27 protein-coding genes are annotated in these 23,113 nt (G+C 70.8%); 17 read left to right on the top strand and 10 right to left on the bottom strand.

All coding sequences use genetic code 11. The features are described 5' to 3' along the window. Positions 1 to 28: 28 nt before the first annotated feature. Positions 29 to 277, bottom strand: coding sequence for a hypothetical protein (locus tag BJ998_RS41780; RefSeq protein WP_184869657.1), 249 nt, complete (start codon positions 275 to 277; stop codon positions 29 to 31). Between the two features lie 73 nt (positions 278 to 350). Here BJ998_RS41780 and BJ998_RS41775 point away from each other — a divergent pair, with 73 nt between their 5' ends. The 3 genes from BJ998_RS41775 to qcrB are packed head-to-tail and all read left to right on the top strand — an operon-like array spanning position 351 to position 4,505. Then, positions 351 to 1,769 carry an MFS transporter gene (locus BJ998_RS41775; RefSeq protein WP_312890643.1) on the top strand — a complete coding sequence of 473 codons (1,419 nt, stop codon included), beginning with the start codon at positions 351 to 353 and terminating at the stop codon, positions 1,767 to 1,769. Between the two features lie 37 nt (positions 1,770 to 1,806). Further along, positions 1,807 to 2,910, top strand: a complete 1,104-nt coding sequence (gene qcrA, locus BJ998_RS41770; RefSeq protein ID WP_312890642.1) for a cytochrome bc1 complex Rieske iron-sulfur subunit — start codon at positions 1,807 to 1,809, stop codon at positions 2,908 to 2,910. An 8-nt stretch (positions 2,911 to 2,918) separates the two neighbouring features. After that, positions 2,919 to 4,505 carry a cytochrome bc1 complex cytochrome b subunit gene (gene qcrB / locus BJ998_RS41765; protein WP_246490005.1) on the top strand — a complete coding sequence of 529 codons (1,587 nt, stop codon included), beginning with the start codon at positions 2,919 to 2,921 and terminating at the stop codon, positions 4,503 to 4,505. 74 nt (positions 4,506 to 4,579) lie between these two features. On the opposite strand, the gene BJ998_RS41760 is transcribed toward qcrB, so the two are convergent. Genes BJ998_RS41760 through BJ998_RS41750 form a run of 3 tightly spaced genes read right to left on the bottom strand, consistent with a single transcriptional unit; the run spans position 4,580 to position 6,092 of the window. Further along, positions 4,580 to 4,768 carry a DUF3618 domain-containing protein gene (locus BJ998_RS41760; protein WP_184869654.1) on the bottom strand — a complete coding sequence of 63 codons (189 nt, stop codon included), beginning with the start codon at positions 4,766 to 4,768 and terminating at the stop codon, positions 4,580 to 4,582. Continuing rightward, complete coding sequence (locus BJ998_RS41755; RefSeq protein ID WP_184869653.1) at positions 4,765 to 5,157, bottom strand: phage holin family protein; 393 nt, start codon at positions 5,155 to 5,157, stop codon at positions 4,765 to 4,767. Before BJ998_RS41755 ends, BJ998_RS41760 begins: the two co-directional genes overlap by 4 nt. 38 nt (positions 5,158 to 5,195) lie before the next feature. After that, complete coding sequence (locus tag BJ998_RS41750) at positions 5,196 to 6,092, bottom strand: glycosyltransferase family 9 protein (RefSeq protein WP_312890641.1); 897 nt, start codon at positions 6,090 to 6,092, stop codon at positions 5,196 to 5,198. Positions 6,093 to 6,212: 120 nt separating this feature from the next. Here BJ998_RS41750 and BJ998_RS41745 point away from each other — a divergent pair, with 120 nt between their 5' ends. From BJ998_RS41745 to BJ998_RS41715, 7 genes are read left to right on the top strand one after another with little or no spacing between them, the layout of a single operon-like run. Next, positions 6,213 to 6,737, top strand: coding sequence for a D-glycero-alpha-D-manno-heptose-1,7-bisphosphate 7-phosphatase (locus tag BJ998_RS41745; RefSeq protein ID WP_184869652.1), 525 nt, complete (start codon positions 6,213 to 6,215; stop codon positions 6,735 to 6,737). Next, positions 6,734 to 7,756, top strand: coding sequence for a glycosyltransferase family 9 protein (locus BJ998_RS41740; RefSeq protein WP_184869651.1), 1,023 nt, complete (start codon positions 6,734 to 6,736; stop codon positions 7,754 to 7,756). Before BJ998_RS41745 ends, BJ998_RS41740 begins: the two co-directional genes overlap by 4 nt. Then, positions 7,753 to 8,700, top strand: a complete 948-nt coding sequence (locus BJ998_RS41735) for a glycosyltransferase (protein ID WP_184869650.1) — start codon at positions 7,753 to 7,755, stop codon at positions 8,698 to 8,700. The genes BJ998_RS41740 and BJ998_RS41735 overlap by 4 nt, the downstream gene beginning before the upstream one ends. Positions 8,701 to 8,702: 2 nt before the next feature. Then, the gene (locus tag BJ998_RS41730; RefSeq protein WP_184869649.1) at positions 8,703 to 9,917 is read left to right on the top strand and encodes a glycosyltransferase; all 1,215 of its coding nucleotides are present in this window, start codon (positions 8,703 to 8,705) and stop codon (positions 9,915 to 9,917) included. Next, entirely contained in the window at positions 9,914 to 10,489 is a 576-nt protein-coding gene (locus tag BJ998_RS41725) for a D-sedoheptulose-7-phosphate isomerase (RefSeq protein WP_184869648.1), read from the top strand. Before BJ998_RS41730 ends, BJ998_RS41725 begins: the two co-directional genes overlap by 4 nt. After that, positions 10,486 to 11,796: a D-glycero-beta-D-manno-heptose 1-phosphate adenylyltransferase gene (gene rfaE2, locus BJ998_RS41720; RefSeq protein WP_184869647.1), complete on the top strand. Its 1,311-nt coding sequence runs from the start codon at positions 10,486 to 10,488 to the stop codon at positions 11,794 to 11,796. Before BJ998_RS41725 ends, rfaE2 (BJ998_RS41720) begins: the two co-directional genes overlap by 4 nt. 12 nt (positions 11,797 to 11,808) lie before the next feature. Beyond that, positions 11,809 to 12,489 (top strand): SDR family oxidoreductase, encoded by a 681-nt coding sequence (locus BJ998_RS41715; protein WP_184869646.1) that lies wholly within the window; start codon positions 11,809 to 11,811, stop codon positions 12,487 to 12,489. Here BJ998_RS41715 and BJ998_RS41710 read toward each other — a convergent pair. Continuing rightward, the gene (locus tag BJ998_RS41710; RefSeq protein WP_184869645.1) at positions 12,416 to 13,558 is read right to left on the bottom strand and encodes a glycosyltransferase family 9 protein; all 1,143 of its coding nucleotides are present in this window, start codon (positions 13,556 to 13,558) and stop codon (positions 12,416 to 12,418) included. The two genes, BJ998_RS41715 and BJ998_RS41710, sit on opposite strands and share 74 nt — an antisense overlap. 9 nt (positions 13,559 to 13,567) lie before the next feature. Between BJ998_RS41710 and BJ998_RS41705 the strand changes: the two genes are divergently transcribed. The 3 genes from BJ998_RS41705 to BJ998_RS41695 are packed head-to-tail and all read left to right on the top strand — an operon-like array spanning position 13,568 to position 17,120. Next, positions 13,568 to 14,881, top strand: coding sequence for an aldehyde dehydrogenase family protein (locus BJ998_RS41705; protein WP_184869644.1), 1,314 nt, complete (start codon positions 13,568 to 13,570; stop codon positions 14,879 to 14,881). Continuing rightward, entirely contained in the window at positions 14,875 to 16,329 is a 1,455-nt protein-coding gene (gene rfaE2 / locus BJ998_RS41700) for a D-glycero-beta-D-manno-heptose 1-phosphate adenylyltransferase (protein ID WP_184869643.1), read from the top strand. Before BJ998_RS41705 ends, rfaE2 (BJ998_RS41700) begins: the two co-directional genes overlap by 7 nt. Then, positions 16,326 to 17,120 (top strand): glycosyltransferase family 2 protein, encoded by a 795-nt coding sequence (locus BJ998_RS41695; protein ID WP_184869642.1) that lies wholly within the window; start codon positions 16,326 to 16,328, stop codon positions 17,118 to 17,120. Before rfaE2 (BJ998_RS41700) ends, BJ998_RS41695 begins: the two co-directional genes overlap by 4 nt. 234 nt (positions 17,121 to 17,354) lie before the next feature. On the opposite strand, the gene BJ998_RS41690 is transcribed toward BJ998_RS41695, so the two are convergent. The 5 genes from BJ998_RS41690 to BJ998_RS41670 all read right to left on the bottom strand — a co-directional run bounded on the left by BJ998_RS41690 (position 17,355) and on the right by BJ998_RS41670 (position 20,796). Next, positions 17,355 to 17,921, bottom strand: coding sequence for an HNH endonuclease signature motif containing protein (locus tag BJ998_RS41690; protein ID WP_184869641.1), 567 nt, complete (start codon positions 17,919 to 17,921; stop codon positions 17,355 to 17,357). A gap of 32 nt (positions 17,922 to 17,953) precedes the next feature. Further along, positions 17,954 to 18,496 carry a DUF222 domain-containing protein gene (locus BJ998_RS41685; RefSeq protein WP_184869640.1) on the bottom strand — a complete coding sequence of 181 codons (543 nt, stop codon included), beginning with the start codon at positions 18,494 to 18,496 and terminating at the stop codon, positions 17,954 to 17,956. 256 nt (positions 18,497 to 18,752) lie between these two features. After that, entirely contained in the window at positions 18,753 to 18,941 is a 189-nt protein-coding gene (locus BJ998_RS41680; RefSeq protein ID WP_446685019.1) for a DUF2795 domain-containing protein, read from the bottom strand. A 27-nt stretch (positions 18,942 to 18,968) separates the two neighbouring features. Next, positions 18,969 to 19,868: a glycosyltransferase family 9 protein gene (locus BJ998_RS41675; RefSeq protein ID WP_184869639.1), complete on the bottom strand. Its 900-nt coding sequence runs from the start codon at positions 19,866 to 19,868 to the stop codon at positions 18,969 to 18,971. Further along, positions 19,861 to 20,796: a glycosyltransferase family 4 protein gene (locus BJ998_RS41670; RefSeq protein WP_184869638.1), complete on the bottom strand. Its 936-nt coding sequence runs from the start codon at positions 20,794 to 20,796 to the stop codon at positions 19,861 to 19,863. Before BJ998_RS41670 ends, BJ998_RS41675 begins: the two co-directional genes overlap by 8 nt. 72 nt (positions 20,797 to 20,868) lie before the next feature. Here BJ998_RS41670 and BJ998_RS41665 point away from each other — a divergent pair, with 72 nt between their 5' ends. From BJ998_RS41665 to BJ998_RS41650, 4 genes are read left to right on the top strand one after another with little or no spacing between them, the layout of a single operon-like run. Then, positions 20,869 to 21,111: an acyl carrier protein gene (locus BJ998_RS41665; RefSeq protein ID WP_184869637.1), complete on the top strand. Its 243-nt coding sequence runs from the start codon at positions 20,869 to 20,871 to the stop codon at positions 21,109 to 21,111. A 5-nt stretch (positions 21,112 to 21,116) separates the two neighbouring features. Beyond that, entirely contained in the window at positions 21,117 to 21,626 is a 510-nt protein-coding gene (locus tag BJ998_RS41660; RefSeq protein WP_184869636.1) for a DUF1360 domain-containing protein, read from the top strand. Further along, positions 21,616 to 22,032 carry an ester cyclase gene (locus BJ998_RS41655; RefSeq protein WP_184869635.1) on the top strand — a complete coding sequence of 139 codons (417 nt, stop codon included), beginning with the start codon at positions 21,616 to 21,618 and terminating at the stop codon, positions 22,030 to 22,032. Before BJ998_RS41660 ends, BJ998_RS41655 begins: the two co-directional genes overlap by 11 nt. After that, positions 22,029 to 23,108 (top strand): enolase C-terminal domain-like protein, encoded by a 1,080-nt coding sequence (locus tag BJ998_RS41650; RefSeq protein ID WP_184869634.1) that lies wholly within the window; start codon positions 22,029 to 22,031, stop codon positions 23,106 to 23,108. Before BJ998_RS41655 ends, BJ998_RS41650 begins: the two co-directional genes overlap by 4 nt. The last annotated feature ends 5 nt before the right edge of the window (positions 23,109 to 23,113 follow it).

Below are 23,113 nucleotides of genomic sequence, written 5' to 3'. Positions count from 1 at the left end.
CCGGTGAACTCGGCCATCTGCTCTCCTGTCAGCGTGTGGGCTGACGAGTATGGTCGCGCACCAGCCGGGCCAGCCGCAGCGGGAACAACCCGATCAGCGGAGCCCGCTCGCCCAGTTGGTCGCGACGGTCGAAGGCGGCCGCGAACATGGCGGCCTCGCGTTCGGTCAGGTAGTCCTTGCTGCCGCCGTCGCCGCACCCGCGTTCGCACTGCCAGCGCAAAGTCGCGCCGTGCGCGTGGAAACGGTGCCGGTGGCCGAGCAGTGTGCACCGGAGCATGATGATCGGGTACCCGTTTTCCCTGCGGCTAAGCGGGTATTAGACGTCTGTGAGCGACGTAGCCCTGGGTACGGTGAGAACGCGGATTCCGGCGCGGCTGGATCGGCTGCCGTGGTCGAAATTCCACTGGCGGGTCCTGGTGGGACTGGGCTCGGTGTGGATCCTGGACGGTCTCGAGGTGACGATCGTCGGCTCGGTGGCGGCGCGGATGGCCGAGGCCGGCAGCGGCGTGCAGATCTCGCCGACGGAGATCGGCGTGGCCGCCTCCCTGTACGTGGCCGGCGCGTGCCTGGGAGCGCTGCTGTTCGGTCAGCTCACCGACCGTTTCGGGCGAAAGAAGCTGTTCATGGTCACGCTCGCGCTGTACCTGGCGGCGACCGTGGCGACGGCGTTCACGTTCGCGCCCTGGTACTTCTTCATCGCGCGGTTCCTCACCGGCGCCGGCATCGGCGGCGAGTACGCCGCGATCAACTCCGCCATCGACGAGCTGATCCCGGCCCGCCTGCGCGGCCGCGTCGACCTGGTGATCAACGGCACCTACTGGGCGGGTGCGGCCGCCGGCTCGGCGATCTCGCTCGTGCTGCTGAACACCGCGCTGCTGCCGGCGGATCTGGGCTGGCGGCTGGCCTTCGGCCTCGGCGCGGTGCTCGGGCTCGGCGTGCTGATCGTGCGCCGGCACGTCCCGGAGAGCCCGCGCTGGCTGTTCATCCACGGCCGCCAGGACGACGCCGAGAACATCGTGAGGGGCATCGAGCACGCGGTCGAGCAGGAGCGGCACGAGCAGCTGGAGGAGCCCGAGGACGAGCTCAAGATCCGCCAGCGGCGCACGATCTCGTTCCGGGAACTGGCCAGGACGGCGTTCACCGTCTATCCGAAGCGGGCCGTGCTGGGCCTGGCGCTGTTCGTCGGGCAGGCGTTCCTCTACAACGCGTTCACCTTCAACCTCGGCACGCTTTTCGGCGGCTACTACGGGGTTTCGTCCGGCACCGCGCCGATGTTCCTGGTGGCGTTCGCGTTGGGCAACATGCTCGGACCGATCACGCTGGGGCGGTTGTTCGACACCGTCGGCCGCAAGCCGATGATCGCCCTGTCCTACTTCGGCTCCGCGCTGTGCACGGTGCCGCTGATCTGGCTGTTCCTGACCAAGATCGGCGGCGAGTGGGGCTTCCTCGGCCTGCTCGTGGTCACGTTCTTCCTCGCCTCGGCCGGCGCCAGCGCCGCGTACCTGACCGTCAGCGAGATCTTCCCGATGGAGACCCGGGCCCTGGCCATCGCCTTCTTCTACGCCGTCGGCACCGGTCTGGGCGGGATCGTCGGCCCGGTGCTGTTCGGCCAGCTGATCAGCTCCGGGGCGCGGATCGAGGTGGCCATCGGGTTCGCCGTCGGCGCCGGCGTGATGGCGCTGGGCGGCATCGCCGAGCTCGTGCTCGGCGTGAAGGCCGAGGGCGCGGCGCTGGAGGACGTCGCCAAGCCGCTGAGCGCCGCCGAGTAGCACGTTTGGCGGCGTCGGAAGCGGGAATTCCGCTGGTGTGACCCTGGACAAACGCGCCTCGGACGGCCAGGAACTCGACGGCATGACGAGGGATGACCTGCTGCGGGCCGGGCTGGCGGAAGACGGGGTGCGGCTGGTCCGGTACGCCGACCGGTGGCCGCTGCCGGGCACCAGGGCGGAGCGGCGGGCCGTGCGGGGCGTTTTCGCCTGGTTCGGCCTGTCCGCGGCTTTCGGCATCGCCTGCATCGTGCTGTACCTGGTCTGGCCGTTCCGCTATCCGGCTCCCGGTTACGAGCTGTACACACCTCTCCTGGGCGTCACCGGTGGCGGCTGCGTGCTGCTGCTGGCCGTCGCGATCATCCGGTATGCGAAGAACTTCCTGCCGGAGGAGCAGGCGGTCCAGCAGCGCCACGACGACCCGTCCGGCGACTTCGACCGCTCGACGACCTCGGCGCTGATCACCGACACCGTGCGGCGGGGTGGCATGCCCCGCCGCCGTGCGGTGCTCGGCATGGCCGGTGTCGGCGTCGGCATCCCGGTGGTCGGCGCGCTGATCGCCGCGGTCGGCGGCCTGATCAAGGATCCCTGGCGGCAGCCGCCCGCGGACACCGTGTGGCACACCGGCTGGTACTCCGAGGACGGCCAGAAGGTGTTCCTGCGTCAGGATGTCGGCGACCCGCACAAGGTGGTGCTGGTGCGGCCCGAGGACATGGAGGCCGGCTCGCTGCTGACGGTGTTCCCGTTCCGGGAGTCCGACCGGGAGGATCCCGACCGGCTGTCGGCGATCTTCCAGCGCGGCGACACCCCGGCGATGCTGATCCGGCTGCGGCCCGGGCAACAGGTGACGCCGCGGCCGGGCCAGGAACACGACAACTTCGGCCAGTTCTACGCCTTTTCCAAGCTGTGCACGCATCTCGGCTGCCCGGTGTCGCTGTTCGAGCAGCAGACCGGTCGCCTGCTGTGCCCGTGCCATCAGTCCCAGTTCGACGTCCTGCAGTCCGCTACGCCGATCTTCGGACCCGCCGCGCGGCCGTTGCCGCAGCTGCCGATCACCGTCGACGAGGAGACCGGGTACTTCGTGGCGAAGGGCGACTTCCGGCAGCCCGTCGGACCCGAGTTCTGGGAGATGGGGTGGCAATGAGGCCGTCGATGCGCCCCCGCGGCGAACTGTTCGCCGAGGGCACCGTCACCCGTGCGGTTGACGAGCGTTTCCACCTGGCGGCCGGGTTGCGGCGGCAGCTGTCCAAGGTGTTCCCGACGCACTGGTCGTTCCTGCTCGGTGAGATCGCCCTGTACAGCTTCATCGTGCTGCTGCTGACGGGGACCTACCTCGCGCTGTTCTTCGACCCGTCGCTGCAGGAGGTCACCTACTCGGGAACGTTCTCGGCGCTGCGCGGCGTGCCGATGTCGCGGGCGTTCCAGACGACCGTCGATCTGTCGTTCGACGTTCGCGGCGGCCTGTTCGTGCGGCAGATCCACCACTGGGCGGCGCTGCTGTTCATGGCCGCGATCCTGTGCCACATGGCGCGGATCTTCCTCACCGGCGCGTTCCGCAAGCCCCGGGAGCTGAACTGGGTCATCGGCGTCACGCTGTTCACCCTCGGCATGGCCGAGGGGTTCGCCGGCTACTCGCTGCCGGACGACCTGCTGTCCGGCACCGGGTTGCGGATCATGTCCGGCATCGTGCAGTCGATCCCCGTGATCGGGACGTGGCTGCACTGGCTGGTGTTCGGCGGCGAGTTCCCCGGCGAGATCCTCAACAGCCGGCTCTACATCGCCCACGTGTTCCTGGTGCCGGGCATCATCCTGGCCCTGGTCGCCGTGCACCTCGCGGTGGTGTGGTACCAGAAGCACACCCAGTTCCCGGGCACCGACCGCACCGAGCGCAACGTGGTCGGGGTCCGGATCGTGCCGACCTTCGCCTTGCACAGCGGGGCCTTGTTCACGGCCGTCGTGGGCGTGCTGGGTGTGATGGGCGGCATCTTCCAGATCAATCCCGTGTGGAACTACGGGCCCTACCGTCCCGACCTGGTCTCGTCGGGTTCCCAGCCCGACTGGTACATCGGCTGGCTCGACGGCTCGGCCCGCCTGATGCCCGACTGGCCCATCGTCCTGTTCGGACACTGGCGCATCCCGCCCGTGTTCTGGCCGACGGTCGTGCTGCCGTTGACCCTGATCAGCTTCGCCGCGCTCTATCCGTGGGTCGAGCGCTGGCTCACCAAGGACAAGGCGCGGCACAACCTGCTGCAGCGGCCCCGGGACGTGCCCGTCCGCTCCGCGCTGGGCGCCATGGCGTTGACGTTCTTCATGGTGCTGCTGATTTCCGGCGGCAACGACATCATCGCCCACGTGTTCGACATCTCCCTGAACGCCACCATCTGGGCCGGCCGGATCGGGCTGTTCATCCTGCCGCCGATCGCGTACACCGCCGTCTACCGGTGGTGCGTCGGCCTGCAGCGGCGGGACCGGAAGGTGCTGGAGCACGGCATCGAGACCGGCATCATCCGCCGGACCCCCGCCGGCGACTTCGTCGACCTGGAGCAGCCGCTGGCCGACCAGCCGCTGGAGTACCAGGGGGCGCGGGTGCCCCGCCGGGCCAACGACCTGGGCCTGGCCGGGGAGCCCCGGGCCGGCACGACGTGGCGTCCCGATCCGCCCGAGGAAGTGGAAGCCCTCGAAGCCGCCCGCGCCGAGGAGGCCGAGCGCTGGGCCCGCAGGTCGACCCCGTCGAAGTAGCGAGGTCGAAGTAGCGAGCCGGCGCGGCGGCGGGGCGGCACGTCGAACCCCGGCCCCGCCCGCCGCGACCCTGGTCAGCGCCGCCGGAGCAGCAGGACCACGAGCACCAGCACGCCCAGGCCGCCGACGGCGATGACCGCCGCCGGGACCTTGCGGGCGCGGTCGACCTTGCCGTGCAGGCGGGCGATGGTGTCGACGATCTCCTCACGGGTCCGCTCGATCTCCTCGCGGAGTAGCGCGGGATCGTCGGGGCGGCTGCTCATCGGGTCACCGCCCGGCGGATGATCGCCGCGTCGTCCTTGACGTTGGCGACGGTCTCCTCCGGCACCGGCGGCACGCCCTTGCGCAGCTTGACCAGCGCGAACGCGCCGAGGGCGCCGGCCAGCAGGATGAGGGCGCCGCCGACGGCGAGGGCCGAGAGCCAGGCGGGCAGCACCAGGGCGAGCGCGATGATGGCGCACGCGATGAGCGCGCACAGGCCGAGGAAGCCGAACAGCGCGGCCCCGACCAGCACGCCGACGCCCAGGCCCGCGGCCTTGGCCTTGGTCTTGACCTCCACGACGGCGAGCGCGGCCTCGTCCCGTACGAGGGTGGACAGTTGCTCGCTCAACCGAGCCAGCAGCTGGCCGGTCGAGGCTTCGTCCTGAGGCATTGGTCTCCTCCCAGCGTGGCTGTTCCGATGTACTGGAACTACCCGCTGGTCAGCGCCGCGACACCCGCCAGCACATCGTCGACGGACACGCCGAGCAGCGCGGGATCGGGATCGTCGGTGAAAGGATCACCGCGCCGAGCCGACGCCACCGTGAGGCAGCGGTGTGGACCGTCGGCGGGCGGGCCCCATTGCTCGACCGGAGCCGGACCGAACAGCACGACGGACGGCGTCCGGTAGGCGTAGGAAAGGTGAGCGACGCCCGTGTCGGCGGAAATCACCAGGTGCGCCTCGGCGATCAGCGCGGCCAGCTCGGTCAGGTCCAGGCGACCGGCGAGGACGTCCTCATCGGGCACGCCGACGGCCAGCGCGAGGTCGCGTTCCCGCTCGGTGCCGGTCACCACGACCCGGCGGTCGATCTTGGCCGCCACCTGGGCGTACCGCTCGACCGGCCAGCGCCGGCTGCCGTAACCGGCGCCGGGATGGACGACCACGGCGCCGGGGGCGACGCTGCCGATGTCCGGCCGCCGGAGCAGGAGGTCGTCCGCGTCGCAGTCGATGCCGTGCGCGGTGAGCATCCGGCACCAGCGCTGCCGTTCGTGCAGGCCGTCTGTCCAGATCGGTCCGTCCCAGCCATGACCACGGTGCCCGATGCGGTGCCGCGGCCCGAGGGCGTCCAGAACCTCATTGCTCTGCGGTCCGGCCCCGTGCAGGTTGACGGCGACATCGGGATTCTCCACCCCGTCGAGCGGATGGAGGCCGTTGGCCGGCACGAGCTCGTCGATGCCGCCGCCGAGCCGAACGATCGGCTCCAGCCAGGCGGAGGTCGCCAGCTGCAGCCGGTGTTCCGGCCAGTGCCTACGCAGCGCGCGCAGCGCCGGCACCGCCACGAGGAGATCGCCGAGATTCAAGGCCCGCAAGGCAAGCACAGTGGACACCCGGGTCGGGCTACCCCGTTGCGGCGTCGGCAAACAGACCTCCGACGGGTGCGCGGTCACGGTGAGTAGTAGTTGCTCGGGCCGCGTTTACTCCTACTCGCAGCGGAAATCTCGTCCCCCGTGACTGCGAGCCATGGCTGCGACGCGGTGCTGTTCGACCGGGACGGCACCCTGATCGTCGACGTGCCCTACAACGGCGACCCGGGCAGGGTACGCCCGGTGCCGGGTGCGCGTCGAGCCCTGGACCTGTTGCGGGACCGGGGGATCGCGGTCGGCGTGGTGACGAACCAGTCCGGTGTGGCCCGAGGAAAGCTGACGCTGGACGACGTGCGGGCGGTGAACCAACGGGTCGAGCGGCTGCTCGGCCCATTTGATACCTGGCAGATATGCCCGCACGGCGCGAACGACGGCTGCCCGTGCCGCAAGCCGGAGCCGGGCATGGTGCTGGCGGCGTCCGCATCCCTGGGCGTGCCGACGGACCGCATCACCCTGATCGGCGACATCGGCAGCGACGTCGACGCCGGCCTCGCCGCCGGCGCGCGGACGATTCTCGTGCCCACGGCCGAGACGCGCCGCGAGGAGGTCGACGCCGCTCCCGAGGTGAGCCCGAATCTCCTTGCCGCCGTGGAAAAGGTGCTGCGATGAGGCGTCAGGTGCTGGTCGTCCGCCTCGACAGCGAGGGCGACGTGCTCGTGTCGGGCCCGGCGGTGCGCGCCGCGGCCCAGGGCAACGACGTCACGTTCCTGTGTGGACCCCGAGGGAAGCAGGCGGCGAGGATGCTGCCCGGGGTCAGCGACGTGCTGGTGTGGCGCTGCCCGTGGATCGACCCCACGCCGTCCGATGTGGACCGGCGTGACATCGAGTCCGTGCGCAAGACCTTGCAGCGCCGCAGGTTCGACACGGCGTTGATCCTCACCTCGTACCACCAGTCGCCGCTGCCGATGGCGCTGGTGCTGCGGATGGCCGGCGTGCCGTGGATCGCGGCCGTGTCGGAGGACTATCCGGGTTCCCTGCTGGACATCCGCCTGCGGCCCGGCATCGAGGTCGACGAGGACCTGCCGGAGCCCGAACGCGCCCTCACCGTCGCCAGGGCGGCCGGCTTCGCGCTCGGACCCGCCGACGACGGCCGGCTCGCCGTGCGTGCGCTGCCGAAGCGTCCCCGTCTCGTCGGCAACGACCCGTACGTGGTGCTGCATCCCGGCGCCTCGGTTCCGTCACGGGCCTGGTCGCCGGAGCGGTGCGCGGAAACCGTGATCGAACTGGCCCGCCGCGGCATCCGTGTAGTGGTCACGGGTAGCCCCGACGAGCGTGCCCTGACGGCTCGTGTCGCCGGCCACTGTGGACTCGATCTCGGCGGCCGGACGACGTTCTCACAACTGGCGGCGACGATCGCCGGCGCGGATGCCCTGGTGGTCGGGAACACCGGCCCCGCGCATCTGGCCGCGGCGGTCGGAACGCCCGTCGTGTCGCTGTTCTCCCCGGTCGTCCCGTCGCGGCGGTGGGCGCCGTACCGCGTGCCGTACGTGCTGCTGGGTGACCAGGACTCGCCCTGCCGCGACAGTCGGGCCCGGATCTGCCCGCTCGCCGGCCACCCGTGCCTGAACGACGTCACCGCCGCCGAGGTTGCCGACGCGGTCGAAGCGATGCAGGGGGTACGTGCATGAGTGAACGCGCTGTGCTGCCACCGCCCACCTGGGCCGCGCCGGACCGCCGGCTCCGTGTCCTGGTGTGGCACGTGCATGCGGCGTGGATGTCCGCCTTCGTCGCCGGCCGGCACGAATACCTGATCCCGACCGGGCCGTGGGGCGGCGGCAAGTGCGGCCGCGACTGGCCCAACGCCGTCGAGATCACCGAGGCGTCCGATGTGGACGTTGTCGTGCTGCAACGGCCGGAAGAGATCGACGAGGTGCCGAAGTGGGTGCGCGGCAGGGCGCCGATGGTCTACGTGGAGCACAACACCCCGAAGGGGCAGCCGCATCCGCTGGCCGACCGGGACGACATCCGGCTGGTCCACGTCACGCACTTCAACGAGGTGATGTGGGATTCGGGCCGGGCGCCGACCACCGTGATCGAGCACGGCGTCCCGGATCCCGGCGAGCGCTACACCGGTGAACTGCCGCGGGCCGCGGCCGTGATCAACGAACCGGTGCGCCGGGCCAGGATCACCGGCACCGACCTGCTGCCGAGGTTCGCCCCGATCGACGTGTTCGGCATTCACGTCGATCGGCTCGACCTCCCGGGCGTGCACCCGGTCGGCGACCTGTGGACCGACGAACTGCACACCGAGCTGGCCCGCCGGCGGGTGTACGTGCACCCGTTGCGCTGGACTTCACTGGGGCTGTCCCTCATCGAGGCGATGCACCTGGGCATGCCGGTGGTGGTGTTCGCGGCGACCGAGGCGATCGAGGCCGTGCCGCCCGACGCCGGCGTGGTCTCCACCCAGGTGGAGGTGCTGGCCGACACGGCACGGGAGCTGATCAACGCCCCGGAGCTGGCGGCCGAGCTGGGCAAACAGGCCAGGCAGGCGGCGCTGGCGAGATACGGGTTGGCGGCCTTCCTGCGGGACTGGGACTGGCTGCTGACCGAGACCGTGGAACGTGGGAGGTAGTCATGAGGATCTCGATGGTCTCCGAGCACGCCAGTCCGCTGGCCGCGCTCGGTGAGGTCGACTGCGGCGGGCAGAACCTGCACGTGGCCGAGTTGTCGTCGGCGCTGGCCAGGCAGGGCCACGAGGTCGTCGTCTACACCCGCCAGGCCGACCCGGACCTGCCCAGGCGGGTCGACACGGCCCGAGGCTTCAGTGTCGTGCACGTGCCGGCCGGTCCGCCGGGCCCGCTACCCAAGGACGAAATGCTCCCGCACATGGGCGAATTCGCCGACACGCTGGCCCGCGAGTGGCGTCATCAGCCGCCCGACATCGTGCACGCGCACTTCTGGATGTCCGGCCTGGCCTCCGTGCTGGGTGCGGACAAGCTGGACGTGCCGGTGGTGCAGACCTTCCACGCGCTCGGCTCGGTCAAGCGCCGTCACCAGGGCAGCCAGGACACCAGCCCGGCCGGGCGACTACGCCTGGAGCGCCTGGTCGGACGGACCGTCTCCCGGGTGGCCGCGACCTGCTCCGACGAGGTGTTCGAGCTGGTCCGAATGGGCGTGCCGCGGTCGCGGATCTCCGTGGTGCCGTGCGGCGTGGACCTGCGGCAGTTCAGTCCGGAGGGGCCCGTCGCCGAGCGCGGCGACCGCCACCGGCTGCTCGCCGTGGGGCGGTTGGTGCAGCGCAAGGGGTTCGACATCGCCATCGAGGCGCTGGCCCGGCTGCCGCACACCGAGCTCGTGATCGCCGGCGGCCCGCAGCCGTCCGGGCTGGCCGCGGACGAGGAGGCTCGGCGACTGCGCCAGGTGGCCAACCACGTCGGCGTCAGTGACCGGGTCACCCTGCTCGGCCAGATGTCCCGCGAGGAGATGCCGGCGCTGCTGCGGTCGGCCGACGTCGTCGTCTGCACGCCCTGGTACGAGCCGTTCGGCATCGTGCCGCTGGAGGCGATGGCGTGCGGCGTCCCGGTGGTGGCCGCCGCCACCGGCGGCCTCACCGACACCGTCGTCGACGGCGTCACCGGACGGCATGTCCCGCCGCGTTCTCCGGCCGCGCTGGCCCGAGTGCTGCGCCCGCTGCTGGAAGATCCCACGCTGCGCCAGGCTTACGGCGCCGCCGGTCGCGACCGGGCGCAAGCCCGCTACTCCTGGGACCGGATCGCCGCCGACACCGTGCAGATCTACCACCGCGCCGGCGTCGTGCCGGCCGGCACAGCCCTGGAGGTCTCGTCGTGAACTCGGTCAGACACGTCGACGACCTGCACGAGGCGCTGGACTGGCTCTGCGCGCAGTCGTCGGTGCTGGACAGCTGGGGCCAGAGACTGGCCGCCACGCTGCGATCCGGCGGTCGACTACTCGCCGCGGGCAACGGCGGCTCGGCCGCGGAGGCCCAGCACCTGACCGCCGAGCTGGTGGGACGTTTCGACGGCGAGCGGCCGGCCTTCTCGGCGATCGCGCTGCACGCCGACACGTCCGCGATGACCGCGATCGGCAACGACTACGGCTACGACGAGGTGTTCGCCCGCCAGGTGGCGGCCCATGCGCGGCCGGGGGACATCGTGATGCTGCTGTCCACCAGCGGCAAGAGCCCGAACGTCGTGCGCGCCGCCGAGGCGGCCCGTAGCGCCGGGGCGGTGTGCTGGGCGATGACCGGCCGTGCCCCGAACCCACTGGCGTCCATTGTGGACGATGCGCTGTGCGTGCCGGCCGAGCCGGCGACCGTCCAGGAGGCGCACCTCGTTGCCGTGCACGTGTTGTGTGGCGCGTTCGAGCAGGCGTTGGCGTTGTTGGAGAGGCGGGCCTCGTGAATCTGGTCGTGGTCGGCGACGTGCTGTTGGACGTGGACATCGTCGGTTCGGTGAGCCGCGTGTGCCCCGACGGCCCGGCGCCCGTGCTGGACATGGCGACCGAACGGCCCCGGGCCGGTGGCGCCGGTCTGGCCGCCTTTCTGGCCGCTGGCGACGGCGTGTCGACGGCATTGGTGACGGCGTTGTCGGACGACGAGGACGCCGCCGTGCTGCGGTCGTGCCTGTCCGATGTTCGCGTGGTCGCCGGTCGATCCTTCGGGGCGACCGTCGTGAAGACCCGGCTGCGGGCGGACGGCCATTCCCTGGCCCGGGTCGATCGCGGCGGCAGCGAACGGCCGCCGGAGGTCACGGCCGAGATGCTCGACGCGGTGCGGTCCGCCGATGCCGTGCTGGTGTCCGACTACGGTCGGGGAATCGCCGCCGATCCGGAGCTGCGCAAGGTGCTTTCTACTGCGGCACAGCGGGTTCCCGTTGTGTGGGACCCGCATCCGCGCGGTCCGGAGCCCGTGCCGGGCGTCCGGTTGGTCACGCCGAACCTGTCGGAGGCGTTGACCGCCAGCGGTGTTGCGGCGAAGGGGTTGGAGGGCGCTCGACTGGCGGCGGAGGCGCTGCGCTCGCGGCTGCGGGCGCGGGCCGTCGCCGTGACGTTGGGCAGCCGCGGCGCGTTGCTGCACAATGGCGGGGAAGCGCCGATTGTCGTGCCGGCGCCACATGTTCCGGTGCTCGACCCCTGTGGCGCGGGCGACCGGTTCGCGTCCTCGGTCGCCGCCGGCCTGATGCGGGGCGATGCACTGGACGTCGCCGTCGCCGCCGGCGTCGTTGCCGCCTCGGAGTACGTCTCTGCCGGCGGTTCCACCGACGCACAACGTTCCATCGCGGCGGTCCGGGCCCGTGGCGGCAAGGTCGTCGCCACCGGCGGCTGCTTCGACATCCTCCACACCGGACACACCCGCACCCTGCACGCGGCCCGCCGCCTCGGCGATTTCCTCGTGGTATGCCTGAATTCCGACGAATCGGTGCGGCGGCTGAAGGGCCCGTCGCGACCGGTCAACAACCAGCGCGACCGGGCCGAGATGCTGCGTTCGCTCGACTGCGTCGACGCCGTCGTGATCTTCGACGGCGACACGCCCTGCGATGTGCTGCGCGAACTGCGGCCGGACGTCTGGGTGAAGGGCGGCGACTACTCGGCGGAGACGCTGCCGGAGTCCGAGGTCGTGCGGGAATGGGGCGGCGAAAGCGTTGTCGTGCCCTACCACGCGGGCCGCTCCACCACGCGGCTCGTGGACCTGTTGTCGCACGCGAAGTGAGGGGAGAAATCAGTGGAAACCATCGCTGTCACCGGCGGAGCGTCCGGCCTGGGCGCGGCCGTCGTGCGGGCGGTGCGCAAGGCCGGCGGCAAGGCGGCCGTGCTGGACGTGGTCGAGCCGGCGGAGTGCGACGACTTCGTGCAGGTGGACCTGTCCGACACCCGTGCTGCCGAGCGGGCCGTGCGTGAGATCGCCGAGCGCAACGGTGGCCTGAGCGGTGTGGTGACCGCCGCCGGCACCGACCGCTGCGGCACACTGTCCGATATAGACGGTGCCGAGTGGGATCGTGTCGTGACGGTGAATCTGCTCGGCACGGCGGCCGTTGTGCGGGCCGCGCTGCCGTACTTGATCGAGGCGCGGGGCCGGATCGTGACGGTGTCGTCGACGCTGGGCTTCAGCGCGGTCAGCGACGCGACCGCCTACTGCGCCTCGAAGTTCGGTGTCGTCGGCTTCACCCGGGCGCTGACCGCCGAGCTGACCGGGAAGGTCGGCGTGACGCTGCTGGTGCCCGGCGGCATGCGGACGAAGTTCTTCGACGACCGCGAGGAGCAGTACAAGCCGCCGTCCGACGCCCGGCTCAACGACCCGGACGACGTGGCCGCGGCCGTGGTGTTCGCGCTCAGCCAGCCGGCGAACTGCGAGCTTCGGGAACTGGTCGTGACCCACGCTGAGGAGGGATCGTGGCCGCCATGATCTCGTCCACGTCGGCGAGGACGCCGTCGACCGGCACGTCGGCCACCCACGGCGTGCGGTGACCGCAGTCCGGCACGTTCTGGTCGGTCAGCCAGCGGCCGCAGACGGGGCAGTGCACCATCCACGAGATGTGTGGGCGGTGCACGCCCCGCCAGAACGGCCCGGCGTTGATCATGTTGCCGCACCAGAAGACGCTCACCGTCGGCGTGCCGATCGCCTCGGCCATGTGCCGGGGCCCGCTGTCGTTGGCCACCACGACGTCGCTCCGGGCCAGGACGCCGACCAGCCCGTTCAGGTCCAGCACGCCCGCCAGCCCGCGAATGCTCATCGGCGACCGCGAACGGCTCCGGGCCCGGTCCACGATCTCCTGCACCAGCGCGGATTCCGCGCCGTTGCCGACCACCGCGACGCCGTGGCCCTGGCTGACGGCGTGCACGGCCACCTCGGCGTACTTCTCGGCGGGCCAACGCCGTCGCGGATCCGTCGCGCCGGGATGCAGCGTCACCAGGCGGCCGGGCAGGCCGGACAACGCCTCGGCGGCCTCGGTCAGGTCGTGGTCCGTCACGGCCAGTCCGGCGTCCAGCGTCACCTGCGGCGCCCCGGCCAGGGCCACGACCTCCAGCCAGCGCAGGATTTCGTGCTGGTAGTACCGGTACGGCAGCCAGCGGGCGAGCGGGGCCGCGTCCGGGGTCCGCGTGCCGACGGTGTGCCGGGCGCCGAGGCTCCGTACGAACGGGTTCGACCACCGACCGCCGCCGTGCAGCTGAAACGCCAGATCGAAGCGCTCCGCCAGCGCCGCTTGGAAGAACCGGTGCAGGGCGGGCGGATCGTCGTGCACACCGGGCAGCGGCTCGTACACGCCCTTGGCCGCCGGCAGGCGCATCACCCGGTCGATCGGACTCGGCCGGCCCTCGAGCAGCCGGGCGTGCTGGCCGGTGCCGAGCAGCACGATCTCCGCCCCGGGATAGGCGTTCCGGACGGCGTGCACGGCGGGCAGCACGAAGATCAGGTCGCCGAGGCCGCCGCCGCGGAGTATCGCGATCCTGTGCACATCGTCGAACGGGCGCATGACATCGGTATGCCCGGCCGCTTAAGCCGGCAATCACCGGGTAGCCGCGAGGGCATGAGCGAAGTCGAACAGGTCGTCGCCGCTGCCCGGGCGGCGCAGCGCGGCTGGGCCAGGACCCCGGCCGCCGAACGAGGAGCCGCCCTGGCGGCCGCGGCCGCCAGGCTGCGGTCGGCGGCCGACGAGCTGGCCGCCGCCAACAACGCCGACACCGGCCGGCTGATCGACGAGGCGCGCGGCGGTGTCCTGGCCGCGGCGGGCACGCTCGACCAGTACGCCGAGCTGGGGCCGCTGCACCGCGGGCGCGTGTTGCACGGCGCGTGGTCGGCGACGGACCTGATGGTGCCGGAGCCGCGCGGCGTGGTCGCGGCGATCACGCCGTGGAACGACCCGGTGGCGATCGCGTGCGGGCTCATCGGGGCGGCGCTGGCGGTGGGGAACGCCGTGGTGCACAAGCCCAGCGAGCGGTCGCCGCACGTGGGGGAGCTGCTGACCAAGCTGCTCGCCGACCTGTTCCCGGAGCACGTCCTGCAGTGGCTGCCCGGTGACGGCTGGGTCGGCGAGGCGCTGGCTTCGCAACCGGGGGTCGACGTGGTCGCACACGTGGGCAGCACCGCGACCGGTCGGGAGATCGCCCGGAACAGCACGGCGAAGTTGCTGCTGGAGAACGGCGGCAACGATCCGTTGCTGGTCGACGAGGGCGTGGATCCGGCCTGGGCGGCTTCGCAGGCGGCGCTGGGAGCGTTCACCAACGCCGGGCAGCTGTGCACGTCCGTGGAACGGGTCTTCGTGCACGAGGCCGTGGCGAAGCCGTTCCTGGAGGCGCTGCAGGTCGAGGCGCAGGAGTTCGTGACCGGGCCGCTCGTCGACGTGAGGGCGCGGGACTCCGTGCACGGCCAGGTGCAGGAGGCGGTGCGCGCCGGGGCTTCGCTGGTCACCGGCGGCACGGTGCTGGTGGCGACGGGGTCGCACTACCCGAACACGGTGTTGAGCGACTGCACGCCGGAGATGCGGGTGATGCGCGAGGAGACCTTCGGCCCGGTGGCGCCGGTGTGCGTGGTCGACAGCTTCGATCACGGGCTCGAATTGGCGTGTAGCGGCCCGTACGGGCTGGCGGCGACCGTGCTGACCCGGGACATGGATCACGCGCAGCGAGCGTGGCGGGAGCTGCCGGTAGGGACCGTCAAGATCAACGCGGTGTTCGGCGGCGCGCCGGGTGGGGCGGCGCAGCCGCGCGGCGCGAGCGGGACCGGGTTCGGGTACGGGCCGGAGCTGCTGGACGAGATGACGACGATGAAGGTTGTGCACTGGGAGGCGGCATGCTGACCGTTGACATGCCCGAGCAGTTGGCGAAGCGCCGGCTCCGGATCGCGGTGGTCGGCGACGCGATGCTGGACGGTTGGCTGTGCGGCGGCAGCACGCGGCTGTGCCGCGAGGCGCCGGCCCCGGTCGTGGAGATCACGTCGGCGACGAACCGTCCGGGCGGGGCGGCCAACACCGCGGCGAACTTGGCGGCGCTGGGGGCCGAGGCGGTGATCGTCGCCGTGACCGGGGCGGATCTGGATGGTGTGCGGATCCGGCGTGAGTTGGATGCCGCCGGTGTTCGCACTGATGCGATGTTGGTGGAGCACGGCCGTCGGACGCTGGCCAAGCGTCGGGTGGTCGCCGGTGATCAGCTGGTGGCCCGGTTCGACGAGGGCGACAGCGGCGACGTCCGGCCGTGCACCGGGCGGGCGCTTGTCGGGGTGCTGCGCGACGTGGTGCCGCAGTGCGATGCGGTGCTGGTGTGTGACTACGGTGCCGGGACGCTGACCGCGGAGGTCCGGGCGGAGATCGCCCGGTTGCGGGGCCCGCTGTTGGTCGTCGACGCGCACGACCTGGCGCCGTGGGCGGACGTGCGGCCGGATGTAGTGACGCCGAACGCCAGTGAGGCGGCGGCATTGCTCGGTACGGCGTGGTCGGGTGCGCGGACCGGTGAGGTGGAGCGCAGGGCCGCGGATCTTCGTGCCGCCACGGGGGCCGGCGCGGTGGTCGTCACCTTGGACCGGGACGGCGCGATGCTGCTGCCTCCAGATGGTCCGGTGCATCGGACATGGGCGCAGCCGGCGCCGGAGAGCCAAGCGTCGGGGGCTGGGGACACGTTCGTTGCCGCGCTCACGATGGCGTTGGCGGGTGGGCTGCCGGCGACTGCCGGTGTCGAGTTCGCGCAGGCGGCGGCCGATGTGGTCGTGAGCCGGCCGGGGACGTCGGTGTGCACGACGGAGCAGTTGACGGCCCGGCTCGGTGGCTTCCGGGCGGCGCTGCTCGATCACGACGAGCTTGCGGCGGCGGTGGCGGCGCACCGGGCGGCCGGTCGGCGGATCGTGTTCACCAACGGGTGCTTCGACGTGTTGCACCGGGGGCACATCGCGTACTTGAACCAGGCGAAGCGCCTGGGGGATGTGCTCGTGGTGGCGGTGAACGACGACGGCAGCGTGCGGCGGTTGAAGGGGCCGGGGCGGCCGGTGAACTCGGCGTCGGACCGGGCGGCGGTGCTGGCCGCACTGAGCTGCGTTGATCACGTGACGACGTTCGGCACCGACACGACGGCGGGGCTGGTTTCGCGGCTGCGGCCGGACGTGTACGCGAAGGGCGGGGACTACACGCCGGAGATGCTGCCGGAGACGCCGGTGGTTCGGTCCTGCGGCGGCGAGGTGCGGATCCTGGACTACCTGCCGGATCGGTCCACTTCGGCGGTGATCGAGCGGATTCGGGGCCGGGTGGGAGCGCGGTGAGCGTCGAAGTGCTTGTGCCGACCAGGAACCGGCCGGTCGAGTTGGGTGTGACGTTGGCCGGGCTGGCGGCGCAGGAGGGGCCGTTGCGGCGGGTGATCGTGAGCGACCAGTCGGACGAGCGGCCGTCCTTCGACACCGCGCCGGCGCGGGCGATGGCCCGGCAGTTGGAGCGGCGGGGCGTCGAGGTGGAGTTCGTGCGGCACCTGCCCAGGCGAGGATTGGCCGAGCATCGGGACTTCCTGCTGGGCCTGGCCGCCGCGTCGCACGTGCTGTTCCTGGACGACGACGTGTGGCTCGAACCGGGGACGTTGAGCCGGTTGTGGACCGCCATGTCCGAGCTGCGATGCGGCTTCGTCGGCAACGCGATGCAGGGACTGTCCTTTCTGGATGATCGCCGGCCGGGGGAGCTGGAGCCGTACGAGGAGTGGGTGGACGGCGTCGAACCCGAGGTGATCGGTTCGGAGGAGGAGCGGCGGTGGACACTGCACAACGCCGCGAACCTCGTGCATCTCGTCGAGGAACTCGGGATGAAGGCGGGCGAGTGGCGGCCGTACAAGGTCGCCTGGGTCGCCGGATGCGTGCTGTTCGACCGGGAGAAGCTGGTCGAGTGCGGCGGATTCGACTTCTGGCGGGAACTGCCGGCCGAACATGCGGGGGAGGACGTCGCGGCCCAGTGGCGGGTGATGGCGAAATACGGGGGCGCGGGGATTCTGCCGAGTGGAGCGGTGCACCTGGAGTCGGAGACGACGGTGCCGGAGCGGGACGTGCAGGCGGTGGATGTGGTGCGGTAGGGGTGGTGTTGGCCGGCGGGGGCGGGTTTCGTGGTGGCCGGCCGGGTGGGCCGATTTTGTGTGGAGCCTCTGGACGATGGCCTACGAGGGGCATTTCCGGGGCAGGCTCCGCCTGCCCCTCGCGCGGAGAGCTTAGGCCATCGTCCACCTCCACACAAAATCGGCCCAAGCTTGTGGTGAGGGCGGTGGGTTGGGGGTAGTCGGTTCGCTGTGGAATTGTCAAAGAACCGGGGGTCAGTATTCGAAGGGGTGGGTTGTGTAGTGGCGGCCGGTGGGGGTGGTCCAGTGTGAGGTGCCGTCCGGGTCTCTGGTCACGGTGTAGTTGTCGTGTTTGCGGTGGTGGTGCCAGGTGCAGAGGCCCTGAAGATTGGCGGGCTCGGTCGTACCCTGTGGCCAGGGGGTGATGTGGTCGTATTCCTGGATGGGGCTGGCGCAGCCGGGGGCGGTGCAGGTGCCGCCGGCGGACACGTGGGCGAATTCCTTCATCAACGCGGTGGGGCGGTAGGTGTCGGTGGTGATGGCGGTGGCGTGGCGGTACTGGTCGAGGAGGATGCCGCGCCAGGGGCCGTGCATGGCCAGCTCGCGGGCGGTGTCGGCTGCGATGGGGCCGTAGCCGGCGAGGTGGCCGGGGTCGTTGGTCAGGCCCATCAGGGTTTCCATGGAGACGGTGACGAAGGTGCGGACGTTCCAGTCGCGCTTGGTCCCCCGGAGGCGGTCCAGCAGGGCATCGGAGCGTTTCTGGTCGGTGGTGCGGTCGTCGGTGGGGAGGGATCGGGCGTCTTTGCAGAGTTGTTGGAACACGAGGTGGGCGTCGGTGGCGGGCAGGATCCAGGTCAGTTGGCCATGCCGTCCGGTAGCGGGGAGAACTCGACTCGGCGGTCCTTGGTGGCCTTGTGGCAGCGGGTTTCGTAGCCGTCGGGGTTGGCGTGGGCGACCAGGGCGGTGGTCTTGCGGCACAGCTGGGTCCGGTTCAACCCAGCGGCCACACCGACCAGCGCATCCTCGACCTCGGCCACCATCTCGGGGGACAGGTGCTGGACCCGTTCCCGCACGGCGTCGAGCCGGCGGAAGTCCAACTCGCCGCGCCGCAACTGCTCGGCCAGGCGGGGCAGCGTCTCCAGCACCACACTGGCTTCTTTCCGCCGGGCCACGGTCTGTTCAGGTTCGGTGAGGGCCATGGCGAGCTCGGTGGGGTCCTCGGTCCGGCGCAGCGCGGCCAGTTCGACCCATTCGCAGGCGGACTTCAGTTTGCGGGCGAGAATGGACACCGTCACCAACTGGTCGGTGTCCAGTCTCGCCCAGTCCACACCCATGATCACATCGAACAGGTCCCCGCTGGGTTCCTGATTCTCTAGTTCACGGGTGAGTTCTTTCATGTGCCCAGAATACTCGCACACATGATCGAACTCGAATCACTAACGGGTGATTGTTTCATGCATAATCGCGCCGACCGCCACCCCGGCGGCGACACCGAAAACCTAAGCGTGGATTTTGTGTGGAGGTGGACGATGGCCTGAGCTCTCCGCGCGAGGGGCAGGCGGAGCCTGCCCCGGAATTGCCCCTCGGAGGCCATCGTCCAGAGGCTCCACACAAAATCCACGCGACCCACAACGCAAGAACCCGCCAAGCCCCCTACGAGAACGCCTGGCTCACCGCGTTGGGTCCGTTGTACTCCCGGTCGGGAATCGCCTTCAGCCCGTCCAGCACGGCCTCATCGGCCCCCTTGGACTTCGCGTGCTCCACGATCTGGTCCTTGCTGGCCGGATACTCCATCCCGCCCAGGAACTTCTGCATCTGAATCGGATTCGGCTTCTCGCTCACAAGATCTCCTTCCTACGACTCGACGACTCAGACCGAAGCTCTACCCGCCCCGCCCCCGGACAAACGGCCCAGCACGTCCCGCACCGAGATCGCCGCCATGCACGCCGGCCCGTCCTCGGCCAACGGGCACCGCGCACTCCACCAGCACGGCTGCTCCGTGATCGCCAACGGCCGCCGGTGCGGGCACTCGGGCAACCCCTGCAGATTCCCATCCCCATAGCCATAACGTTCAACCGTCGTCGGCCCGAACAGCCCCACCACCCGCGCCCCCATCGCCTCCGCCAACCGCACCGGCCCGGTGTCGCCCCCGACCACCACACCACCCACCGACGCCACGGCAGCGAAGCACGCCCCCAACTCCCGTAACGACATCGCCGGCAGCTCCAACACCGGCACAACCTCCGCCAGCTCGTCGAAGTAGGGCCACCGCTTCACCGCCATCCCCGAGTCCCGAACCAGCACCACCGGCCGCTTGACGTCCCCGACGACCTGCCGTCCCCGCTCCAACTCGTCAGCGGTCAGATGCACCCTCGGCGTCGGATCCGTCTCCCCGATCAACCCCTCTGCCCGGAGAATCTCCAGATACCGCACCGGAATCCGTTGATCCGCCGGCGGGTTCCGCCAGAGATCCGTCACCGCCCGGCACCCGTGCGCGGCCACCAACCCCGGAATCCCGCTGTGCATCGAGGTGCTCACGACCAGATCCGGATCCACCCGCGCCAGCTCACCGCGCACGTCGGTGGACGTGGAAACCTCCGCCACCCAAGGATCTGTCCGTAACAGCTCCGCCCCCGGCTCCTCGGTCAGCACGGTCACCCGAGCGCCGACGTACCGCCGGCCCAGCGCGTGCACCGCCGGCAGCACCATCAGCAGATCGCCGATACCGCCCAACAACTCGATCACCAGAATCCGGCGGAAATCACCCATTCCGCAGCACCTGTTCGTACAACTCCCGGTGCCGCCGGGCTATCGCCGGCCACGTCCGCTCCGCCACCATCGCCTTGCCCCGCATGGACAACCGCTCACGCAACGCGGAATCCCCCAGCACCCGCTGCAGCGCCGTCACGATCGCGTCCGCACTTCGCACCGGAGAAGCGACGACGACCGTCTCACCGTCCACCAACTCCGGATCCCCGGCGTCGGTCACCACCGTCGGCAACCCGTGCGCCAGCACCGTCAACAACGCTCCACTCTTCGTCGTCACGCCGGCCGTGAACGGCAGCACCGCCACGTCCGCCCCGTGCAGCACGGCCGACACCTCGTGAACCGGCAGGTGCCCGGTGAACTCCACCCGTTCATCGGCCAGCGCCTCCAGTTCGGCCCGATATGCCGCAGCCTCATCCGGCGGCATCGCCAGCGACTCGAACCCGCCGACCACCACCAACCGCACCCCGGAAAGCCGCTGCACGGCCTCGATCAGGTACCGGGTCCCCTTGACCGGATGCACGAACCCGAAGAACACCACGGTCGTCCCACCAAACCGCCGCGCCGGCACGTCACACACCGGCACGTTCGGCGCCAGCGGGATGTGCCACGCCGACCGCCCGGTGCGGCGACGAAGCTCCCGAGCGTGCGACGGGTTCGTCACCACCAACGCGTCGCTCAGCGGCACCAGGGTCTCGTCGTACTCGTGCAACGTCGTCACCAGCGGCGCCGGAAACCGGGACTCGCCCATACCGTCCGGAAATCCGAAGGGTGCATGTTGCACGTGCACGATGTCCACATCCGACGCCAGGTCCACGACGTCGACGCCGACATCGCGCAGCGCCGGCACCAGGTGTCCGGTGTAGTCGGCCACGCCGTCGAGCCGCCGGTCGGTGCCGCCCTGGACCATCGCCACCCGTAGTTCACCCACGGGGCGACGATTACCCGCGCCGTGGCGGGGTAACGCATTAACGGAGGACAGAAGAACGAAGGGAGTCCAGACATGGCGACCGGGGAGACCGGCTTCGACGACGTGAGCTTCGACCTGATCTCCGTCCAGTACCACTCGCTCAAGGCCGGCCACGACTACGGCCAGTACGTGCGGGACGCCCGCAACGCGGGCGAGAACGAGATCGCCGAGTTCTTCGAACAGGTGATGGCCGAGGACTCCGAGCGGGCGCGCCGCTGCCACGAGTTCCTGAACCAGATCCGGCAGACCAGCAAGGCCGGTCCGGCGGTTCGGTGACGCGGATGTCGGTCCAAACGCTGATCCGCCGGGTCAAGCAGCAGTACCAGGGTGACGAGGACCGTCCCCTGGGCGGCTACCTGGCTGTGCTCGGCGTGTACGGCGGTGTGACCGGTGGCCTGACCGTGCTGGCCAGGTCGCTGCGGATCACGCCGCCCACGCCGAGCATCACCGACACCGCCTTGCTGTCGTTGGCGACGTACAAGCTGAGCCGCCTGCTCACCAAGGACGCGGTGACCAGTCCGTTGCGGGCGCCGTTCACGCGGTACGAGGAGCCGGCCGGCGACGGTGAGCTGATGGAGTCAGTCCGCGGCCACGGCGTCCAGCACGCCGCCGGCGAGCTGCTCACTTGCCCGTTCTGCCTGGCGGTGTGGGTGGCGACCGGGCTGACCGCGGGCATGGTGTTCGCGCCGCGGCTGACCCGGCTGGTGTGCACCACGTTGACCGCTCTCGCCTTGAACGACGGCTTGCAACTGGCCTACGACAACGCGAAGGACGCCGGCGATGACTCGTGAGCAGAACGTGCAGACCGTGCGGCGGCTGCTGGAACTGGTGAACAAGCAGGAGTTCGACCGGCTCGACGAGGTCTACGCCTACGACCTGGTCGACCACGATCCGGCGCCGGAGCACGGCGGCGGCTTCGACGGTGTGCAGCGGTACTTCGCCGACCTGAACTCGGCGTTCCCGGACCTGCACCTGGAGGAGGACGTGATCATCGCCGAGGGGGACCACGTGGCGCTGGTGTACCGGCTCAGCGGCACGCAGCGCGGCCGGTTTCACGGCGTCGCGGCCACCGGGCACCGGGTCGAGACGCGGGGCATGCAGATGTCACGGCTGGCCGACGGCAAGATCGTCGAGCGCTGGGGCGCCGTCGACGATCTGGCGATTCTGGGCCGCCTGAACGTGTCCGTCCCGTCATGAGTGACGGGCACGAGGTCACGTCGGTCGAGGCCGCCGCGTACACGGTGCCGACCGACGGGCCGGAGGCGGACGGCACGCTGTCGTGGGACGCGACCACGATCGTCGTGGTCACCGTCCGCACCCGGGCGGGGGTGACCGGCGTCGGCCACACCTACGGCCACGAGTGCCTGGAGAGCCTGATTTCCGGCCTGCTGGCGCCGCGGGTGGTCGGCATCGACGTGCGGGAGACGGGGGCGGCCTGGGAGGCCATGCGGTCGGCGATCCGCAACCTGGGCCGTCCCGGCCTGTGCTCGATGGCCATCGCCGCCGTCGACATGGCCCTGTGGGACGCCAAGGCCCGTACCCTCGACGTGTCGCTGCACCGCCTGCTCGGCGGCTGCCGGTCCGAGGTGCCGGTGTACGGCTCCGGCGGCTTCACCACGTACTCGCGGGACGACCTGGTCGCGCAGCTGGCCGGCTGGGTCGAGCAGGGCATCCCGCGGGTGAAGATGAAGATCGGCATCTCGCCGGAGGACGACCTCGAACGGGCCTGCGCGGTGCGCAAGGCCATCGGCACCGACACCGAGCTGTACGTGGACGCGAACGGCGCGTACGACCAGGTCACGGCGCTGCGGTTGGGTCGGCAGCTGGTCGAGCAGGCCGATGTGACGTGGTTCGAGGAGCCGGTCAGCTCCGACGACCTGCCGGGTCTGACCGATTTGTCGCGTGACCTGCCGCTGGACGTCACCGCGGGGGAGTACGGCTACCACCTGGAGTACTTCCAGGTCATGGCCCCGTGTGTGGACGTGCTGCAGGCGGACATCACCCGCTGCGCCGGCATCACGGAGTGGCTGCGGGTGGCGACGGCGACGACCAAGCCGTTCTCCGGGCACTGCGCGCCGATGGCCCACGTGCACGCGGCGACGGTGCCGCCGCACCTGCGGCACCTGGAGTACTTCCACGACCATGTCCGCATCGAGCAGATGTTGTTCGACGGCGTGCTCGAACCGGTCGAAGGCTGTCTGATTCCGGTGGAAACGCCTGGTAACGGGCTGGTGTTCAAGGAGGCCGACGCGGAGCGCTTCCGAGTGCGCTGAGTGGG

This window comes from Kutzneria kofuensis (assembly GCF_014203355.1).
Taxonomy (GTDB): domain Bacteria; phylum Actinomycetota; class Actinomycetes; order Mycobacteriales; family Pseudonocardiaceae; genus Kutzneria; species Kutzneria kofuensis.
This window is presented reverse-complemented; position numbering and strand designations above follow the sequence as displayed.

What these genes read in the sequence shown, in the direction of transcription:
- BJ998_RS41780 (WP_184869657.1), bottom strand. Translation starts at nt 277, where the DNA reads ATGCTCCGGTGCACACTGCTCGGCCACCGGCACCGTTTCCACGCGCAC.
- qcrB (WP_246490005.1), top strand. Translation starts at nt 2,919, where the DNA reads ATGCGCCCCCGCGGCGAACTGTTCGCCGAGGGCACCGTCACCCGTGCG.
- BJ998_RS41760 (WP_184869654.1), bottom strand. Translation starts at nt 4,768, where the DNA reads ATGAGCAGCCGCCCCGACGATCCCGCGCTACTCCGCGAGGAGATCGAG.
- BJ998_RS41755 (WP_184869653.1), bottom strand. Translation starts at nt 5,157, where the DNA reads ATGCCTCAGGACGAAGCCTCGACCGGCCAGCTGCTGGCTCGGTTGAGC.
- BJ998_RS41740 (WP_184869651.1), top strand. Translation starts at nt 6,734, where the DNA reads ATGAGGCGTCAGGTGCTGGTCGTCCGCCTCGACAGCGAGGGCGACGTG.
- BJ998_RS41735 (WP_184869650.1), top strand. Translation starts at nt 7,753, where the DNA reads ATGAGTGAACGCGCTGTGCTGCCACCGCCCACCTGGGCCGCGCCGGAC.
- BJ998_RS41730 (WP_184869649.1), top strand. Translation starts at nt 8,703, where the DNA reads ATGAGGATCTCGATGGTCTCCGAGCACGCCAGTCCGCTGGCCGCGCTC.
- BJ998_RS41710 (WP_184869645.1), bottom strand. Translation starts at nt 13,558, where the DNA reads ATGCGCCCGTTCGACGATGTGCACAGGATCGCGATACTCCGCGGCGGC.
- BJ998_RS41705 (WP_184869644.1), top strand. Translation starts at nt 13,568, where the DNA reads ATGCCCGGCCGCTTAAGCCGGCAATCACCGGGTAGCCGCGAGGGCATG.
- rfaE2 (WP_184869643.1), top strand. Translation starts at nt 14,875, where the DNA reads ATGCTGACCGTTGACATGCCCGAGCAGTTGGCGAAGCGCCGGCTCCGG.
- BJ998_RS41685 (WP_184869640.1), bottom strand. Translation starts at nt 18,496, where the DNA reads ATGAAAGAACTCACCCGTGAACTAGAGAATCAGGAACCCAGCGGGGAC.
- BJ998_RS41675 (WP_184869639.1), bottom strand. Translation starts at nt 19,868, where the DNA reads ATGGGTGATTTCCGCCGGATTCTGGTGATCGAGTTGTTGGGCGGTATC.
- BJ998_RS41665 (WP_184869637.1), top strand. Translation starts at nt 20,869, where the DNA reads ATGGCGACCGGGGAGACCGGCTTCGACGACGTGAGCTTCGACCTGATC.
- BJ998_RS41660 (WP_184869636.1), top strand. Translation starts at nt 21,117, where the DNA reads ATGTCGGTCCAAACGCTGATCCGCCGGGTCAAGCAGCAGTACCAGGGT.
- BJ998_RS41655 (WP_184869635.1), top strand. Translation starts at nt 21,616, where the DNA reads ATGACTCGTGAGCAGAACGTGCAGACCGTGCGGCGGCTGCTGGAACTG.
- BJ998_RS41650 (WP_184869634.1), top strand. Translation starts at nt 22,029, where the DNA reads ATGAGTGACGGGCACGAGGTCACGTCGGTCGAGGCCGCCGCGTACACG.